This is a genomic window from Deltaproteobacteria bacterium (genome assembly GCA_011375175.1).
In the GTDB taxonomy this organism is placed as follows: domain Bacteria; phylum Desulfobacterota; class GWC2-55-46; order GWC2-55-46; family DRME01; genus DRME01.
This window is the reverse complement of the sequence record DRME01000045.1, coordinates 38,571-44,615: the sequence shown is the minus strand read 5'-3', so window position 1 is coordinate 44,615 and position 6,045 is coordinate 38,571. Positions and strand designations below refer to the sequence as shown.

Genomic DNA, 6,045 nt, shown 5'->3' with positions numbered 1-6,045 from the left:
GGAGTCTGAGGGAACCTTTTTACAAAAAGGTTCCCTCAGTGCAATAAATCAGAGCTTCCCAAGGTGAGCTTGGGCAAAAGAACTACTCGTTGACGGTCCTGGCCGGGGGAGGCGAGAGTTCGGCGAGGGCCCGGTCCATCTCCTTCTCCCAGTCGAGGCCGTAGCGGCGCATGGCCTTGAGCCGCCTTCTGGCCGTTTTGGCTGAGTGGATGGAGAGCCTGCCCGTGGGATCTACCGCCGTGCAGCAGGCATGTTCGCCGTCACGGAGCACGGCCTGGACGGCGTCCATGGCGAGGTCGAAGTAGCGGCGCTTGTCGGCGCCGTCTATCGTCCACTTCGAGGTCTTCGAGATGAGCCCCATCATCCTGTGCCAGCGCTCTATCTTGTGGAGGTTGATCATACCCGAGAAGATGCGCTTGTTGGTCTTGAAGGAAAAGGGTGTGTCCTCGAAGAGGGATTCGAGGAGGCGGTCGTTGTCGCCGTTCATGGAGCGCCCTATCTTCTCCGGCAGCCTCCAGACGCGCTTGTCGGCCAGGGCGTCGAAGCGAAGCTCCCAGTAGATGTGCCTGAGCATCCTGGTCTTGAAGGAGCGGATCATCATCTCCGGGATGAAGAGGTTGTGGGCCACCGTGTCGGCCGCCAGGTGGCAGAGGTAGCCGTAGGCGAAGGCCCGCTGGGAGTCGGAGTGGGTCTTCTTGAGGAGTCTGAAGCCGATGCGCCAGTTGTGGCAGTGCTTGAGCTCCTCGACGAGGTTCTTGCCAACCACTATGTCGGCGCTTATGTTGCCGTATAGAAAGTCGTAGGGAAAGCGTTCGAGAAGCGGGCGCACCGGGGCCGCGATGAGCCCGAGGTTGCCGAGCACCTCTCTTCCGAGCTCGAGGTGGGTGGCCGGCCCCCAGGCGAGGGCCTCGTCGGCCGAAAGGAGCACCGTCAAAAAAGCTATGACCGCGACTGCAAACATTATATAATCACAGGATACAGAAATTGCGCCCTCTTGTAAAGGAGAATGATTTTGGACGTGCTCGGACGCTACCTCGCGCTGGTGAAGGATACGGCCGAAAGGATCGATTTCCTGAGAGGCCAGGGCTTCGTGGACACGGCTCTGGAGGCTCCGCCGAGTCTCCGGACCGTGCACGACGCGGTGGCGGCCTGCACCCGCTGCCCGCTGGCGGCGGCCGACAGGGCCGGGGGGCGTGGAGCCGAGGGCGCGGCTCTCATGATAGTGGGACCGGCGGCCAGGGCCGTCGACGGAGGCGGGACGAGCCGCCTCGGCGCGGAAGCCGAAGGGCTGCTCGACAGGATAGTGGCCTCCATGGGCCTCGACGGGAAGGCGCTCTACGTGACAAGCTCCGTAAAGTGCCCGCCGCCGGACGGAAGGCGCGCCGAAGAGGCCGAGATATCCTCCTGCCGCGTCCACGTGGAGGAGGAAGTGAGGGCGGTGCGCCCCGCCATGGTGCTTCTCATGGGGGACGAGGCCGCGGCCCTTGTCGGTTCGAGCGTCGGGGAGCTGCGCGGAGAGGTCAGGCTGCTCGCCGGCGTCCCGGCCGTTGCGACCCACGACCCCGAGACGCTGCTCGCCCGAAAGGAGCTCAAGAAAGAGACGTGGAGCGACGTTCAGGCCGTCATGGCCGCCCTCGGGCTCAGGGGCCGCTGACCCGGGACCGGTCCGTATTGCCTTCGCGGCCGATTCCTGATAGAATTCCATCATGAAGCGCCTTCGCGCCATCGCCGCATGGGCGGCCCTCGCGGCCGCCGCCCTCCTTGCGGTCCCGGCCGCGCCGCAAAGCGGCGCGGAGGATGCGGCGGGACCCGTCCACTACGTCAAGGTCGAGGGCATCGTAAACCCCGTGATGGCCGAGTTCGTCACCCGCTGCATCGAGGACGCCGCCGACGACGGCGCCGAGGCCGTGGTCTTCGAGCTCGACACGCCGGGCGGCCTCGACCTCTCCATGCGCCGCATAGTAAAGGCCGTGCTCGCCTCCGAGGTGCCGGTGGTGGTCTACGTGGCGCCCTCGGGCGCGCGGGCCGCCTCCGCCGGCGTCTTCATCACCTACGCGGCCCACATAGCGGCCATGGCCCCGGGCACCAACATAGGCTCGGCCCACCCCGTGGCCATGGGCGGCGAGGAGATGGACGAGACCATGAGCAGGAAGGTCGAAAACGACGCCGTCGCCTACCTGCGCGGCATTGCGGCGAAACGGGGCCGCAACGCGCAATGGGCCGAAGAGGCCGTGCGCGAAAGCGTCAACGTCACGGCCGACGAGGCCCTGGAGCTCAACATCATCGACCTGCTCGTCGACGGCAGGGACGACCTGCTCACGGCCATCGACGGGCGGGCGGTGGAGACCGTCACCGGCAGGCGGACCCTCAGGACCGAGGGGGCCGAGGTGAAGGAGATAGAGATGGGCGTGAGGCTGAGGATCCTCGACGCCATCTCCAACCCCAACGTGGCCTACATCCTCATGATGATAGGGCTCGTGGGACTGTACTTCGAGCTCTCCAACCCAGGGGCCGTGCTGCCCGGCGTCATAGGGGCCATCTGCCTGGTGCTCGCCTTCTACGCCTTCCAGACCCTCTCGGTCAACTACGCCGGGCTCATACTCATCGCGCTCGCCGTCGTCTTCTTCATAGCCGAGGTGAAGGTGACGAGCTTCGGGCTTCTCGCCGTGGCCGGCGTGGTGGCGCTCACCCTCGGCTCGCTCATGCTCTTCGAGTCGCCGCTGCCCTTCATGCGGCTCTCGCTGTGGGTCATGCTCCCCACCGTGGCCGTGACGGCGCTCTTCTTCCTGGCGGCCATGTACTACGCCGTCATGATCCACCGCCGCCGCCCCGTCAGCGGAGACGGCGCCATCGTGGGCGAGCGGGGCGCGGCCGTGGAGGACCTCGCGCCAGGACGCGAGGGCAAGGTCTTCGTCGTCGGCGAGTACTGGAACGCCGTGAGCGACGAGTTCATAGAAAAGGGCTCGAAGATCGAGGTCACGTCCGTCGATTCCATGACCTTGAAGGTGAGACGCCTCTGAAAGAGGCGTCCCTGCGTCCACCCCCAACAGACAAGGAGGTTGACTATGACTGTCGGCGTCGGTCCCGGAATCCTGTTTCTCGTCGTAGCCGTCGTCATGCTTCTCTGGGCGGCCATAAAGATACTGCCCGAGTACGAACGGGGGGTCGTCTTCTTCCTCGGCCGCTACCAGACCGTAAAGGGCCCGGGGCTGGTGATCATCATCCCCGGCCTCCAGCGCATGGTGCGGGTGAGCCTGAGGACCATCACCATGGACGTGCCGCCCCAGGAGGTCATCACCAAGGACAACGTATCGGTGCGCGTCAACGCCGTAGTCTATTTCCGCGTCATAGTGCCGGAGAAGGCGATCATCATGGTGGAGAACTACCTCTACGCCACGAGCCAGCTCGCCCAGACCACCCTTCGCAGCGTCTGCGGCCAGGCCGAGCTCGACGAGCTCCTCGCCGAGCGCGAAAAGCTCAACAAGAAGCTCCAGGAGATACTGGACCGCCAGACCGACCCCTGGGGCGTCAAGGTGACGGTCGTGGAGATAAAGGCCATAGACCTGCCCGAGGAGATGAAGCGCGCCATGGCCAAGCAGGCCGAGGCCGAGCGCGAGAAGAGGGCCAAGATCATACACGCCGACGGCGAGTTCAGCGCATCGCAACGCATATTCGAGGCCGCCAACGTGCTGAGCCGCAACCCCGTCTCCCTTCAGCTTCGCTACCTCCAGACCCTCACCGAGATAGCGGCCGAGCAGAACTCGACCACCATATTCCCGGTGCCCATGGACCTCATACGGCCCTTCCTCGAGTTCAAGGCCGCAACGGACGGCGGCGGGGGCGGGGAAGCAAGGGAAAAGACGCCGCCGGAACGCACCGCCTGAGAGCCGCAAACCGCCATGAGCGAGGGCAGGAACCCCAACGCCGGACACAGGCGCAGGCTGCGCGAGCGCTTCAAAAAGGGCGGCCTGAGGGCCTTGCACGACTACGAGGTCCTCGAGCTGCTCCTCACCTACGCCATACCGCGCCGCGACGTAAAGCCGCTGGCAAAGGAGCTCATCCGCCGCTTCAAGGGCTTCCGCGGCGTGCTCGACGCCCCCATTGACGAGCTCGCCGCGGTCAGGGGCATGGGCGAGAACGCCGCGCTCCTTGCAACCCTCGTAAAGGAGTGCTGCGCCCTCTACCTCTACGACAAGGTCATGGGCTCCACCTGCGTCGGCACCCCCAAGGACCTCGTCGACTACCTCTCGGTGCGCCTTGCAGGCGAGCGCAACGAGAAGTTCCTGGCCGTATACCTGAACACGAAGAACGAGATCATCGAGGTCGAGACCCTCCACGAAGGCACGCTCAACGAGACGGCCGTCTACCCCCGCACCGTGGTGGAGCGGGCCTTCAAGCACAACGCCCGATCCGTAATATTCGTCCACAACCACCCCAGCGGCGACCCCGCCCCCTCACGCAACGACAAGCTCCTCACCCGCTCGCTCGAACGGGCCGCCGAGGGCGTGGGGCTCGCGGTCCTCGACCACATCATAATCGGCAGAAACTCCTTCAGGAGCGGAAAGAGCGAGGGCTGGGTCGGCCGCCGGGCCGACCCGGAGAGGAGGATAGCGGGCGTGGGCGAGGAGGAGTAGCGGCGGGGCCGGGGGGCGCCGGGCCGCGTCAGGCGGGGCTGTTACGCCCTTGCGGGCGTCCTCAACCGTCGCCGCTCCAAGGGCGGACCGGCATACAAGGGCGGCCGTCTCTCTACGGTCCTCTTTTCAAACTTGAAGCTCATCGCGCAAGCGATCTCGCGGCAGTCAGGTCTGGTCAAGGCGCCGGTGTTCTGTATTCTGAATAGGGCCTGAGTCCAACGCTCATGGCATATCCCCCTCATCGTCCCGGAAAAGCGCAATGTACGGCGCGTACAGGAATCGCCGATTGCGGGCATACCCTGTAATCTCCTCCAGGATGCCCAGCTCAACGAACCGTCCGATGAGCTGGTTGGCTGCGGCATACGTGGTTCCGGTAATAGTTTGAACATTCTTCACGGTAACGAGAGGGTGTTTATAGAGGTCTTCCAGCACCTTGTGACCGTTGCCGGCCGCCCGTCCCAAGCGCTCGGTTATGGCGAGGCGGTGGGATTCTCGAAGTTGCAGGATTCTCCGGGCGGTTTTGGCGGCTTCGTTGCTGACCTCCGCCACGCCCCTAAGAAAAAATTCGAGCCATGACTCCCAATCGCCGGTGTCACGGATGTTCTGAAGGTGGTCATAGTAGGCCTGGCGGTGGCGCTTGAAATAATGGGATATATAGAGAACCGGCTTTTGGAGTGCACCACGCTCGGTGAGAAGAAAAGCGATGAGCAATCGACCAATGCGTCCATTGCCGTCGAGAAAGGGGTGAATCGTCTCGAACTGAGCGTGGGCCAGACCTATCTTGATCAAGACCGGCAAATCGTCCTTCCTGTGCAGGAACCTTTCCAATTGACCGAGCGTCTCCGGCACAACATCGGGCGGGGGCGGCACGAAGGTCGCTTCAGCAAGCGTGCATCCAGAAGGACCAATCCAGTTCTGGCTCCGCCTCAACTCGCCAGGCACTGCATGACGGCCCCGAACGTTCTCAAGCAATATCGCATGGATCTCTCGAATCAGGCGAACAGATACCGGCAGTTCCCGCAACCTTGCAAGGCCGTGATTCATGGCCCGCACGTAGTTGATCACTTCGTCAACATCTCGGGGCGTAGTATCGGAAAACACTTTGGCCTCGGCCGCAAGCAGGTCTTGCAGTGAGCTCTGGGTACCCTCGATCTGGCTGGATAGCACGGCCTCCTTGCGGACGTACATCATCACGAAGAGGTCGGAGTTTGGGAGCGTGGTAATCGAACCGTCGAGCCGTCCCAAGGCTCGGTCGGCCTGCGATAGCAGAGCCTGCAAGTCCCCTTCAATCTTTACAGGAGGATCGGGTGGAAGCGGTGCCGGATAAAACGCCCGATATCCCGTGACCTGGCTCACGTAACGGCCGGTCCTCTTGGGGCTTATCTTATTATAATCAGGCTTTGCCATAGCC

Annotated in this window: 6 protein-coding genes; 4 read left to right on the top strand and 2 right to left on the bottom strand. The window is 63.7% G+C overall.

The window, feature by feature from the left end:
• Window positions 1–82 precede the first annotated feature (82 nt).
• On the bottom strand, window positions 83–961 hold the full coding sequence (locus ENJ37_03075; protein HHL39468.1) for a hypothetical protein: 879 nt from the start codon (window positions 959–961) through the stop codon (window positions 83–85).
• A gap of 51 nt (window positions 962–1,012) precedes the next feature.
• On the opposite strand from ENJ37_03075, the gene ENJ37_03070 reads away from it, so the two are divergent.
• The 4 genes from ENJ37_03070 to radC are packed head-to-tail and all read left to right on the top strand — an operon-like array spanning window position 1,013 to window position 4,634.
• Window positions 1,013–1,654: a hypothetical protein gene (locus tag ENJ37_03070; protein HHL39467.1), complete on the top strand. Its 642-nt coding sequence runs from the start codon at window positions 1,013–1,015 to the stop codon at window positions 1,652–1,654.
• Window positions 1,655–1,706: 52 nt separating this feature from the next.
• Window positions 1,707–3,020: a nodulation protein NfeD gene (locus ENJ37_03065; GenBank protein HHL39466.1), complete on the top strand. Its 1,314-nt coding sequence runs from the start codon at window positions 1,707–1,709 to the stop codon at window positions 3,018–3,020.
• A gap of 45 nt (window positions 3,021–3,065) precedes the next feature.
• The gene (locus ENJ37_03060) at window positions 3,066–3,884 is read left to right on the top strand and encodes a slipin family protein (protein HHL39465.1); all 819 of its coding nucleotides are present in this window, start codon (window positions 3,066–3,068) and stop codon (window positions 3,882–3,884) included.
• Between the two features lie 15 nt (window positions 3,885–3,899).
• Window positions 3,900–4,634 (top strand): DNA repair protein RadC, encoded by a 735-nt coding sequence (radC, locus tag ENJ37_03055; protein ID HHL39464.1) that lies wholly within the window; start codon window positions 3,900–3,902, stop codon window positions 4,632–4,634.
• A 222-nt stretch (window positions 4,635–4,856) separates the two neighbouring features.
• Here radC and ENJ37_03050 read toward each other — a convergent pair whose 3' ends face one another.
• Entirely contained in the window at window positions 4,857–6,041 is a 1,185-nt protein-coding gene (locus ENJ37_03050; GenBank protein HHL39463.1) for a Fic family protein, read from the bottom strand.
• Window positions 6,042–6,045 lie beyond the last annotated feature (4 nt).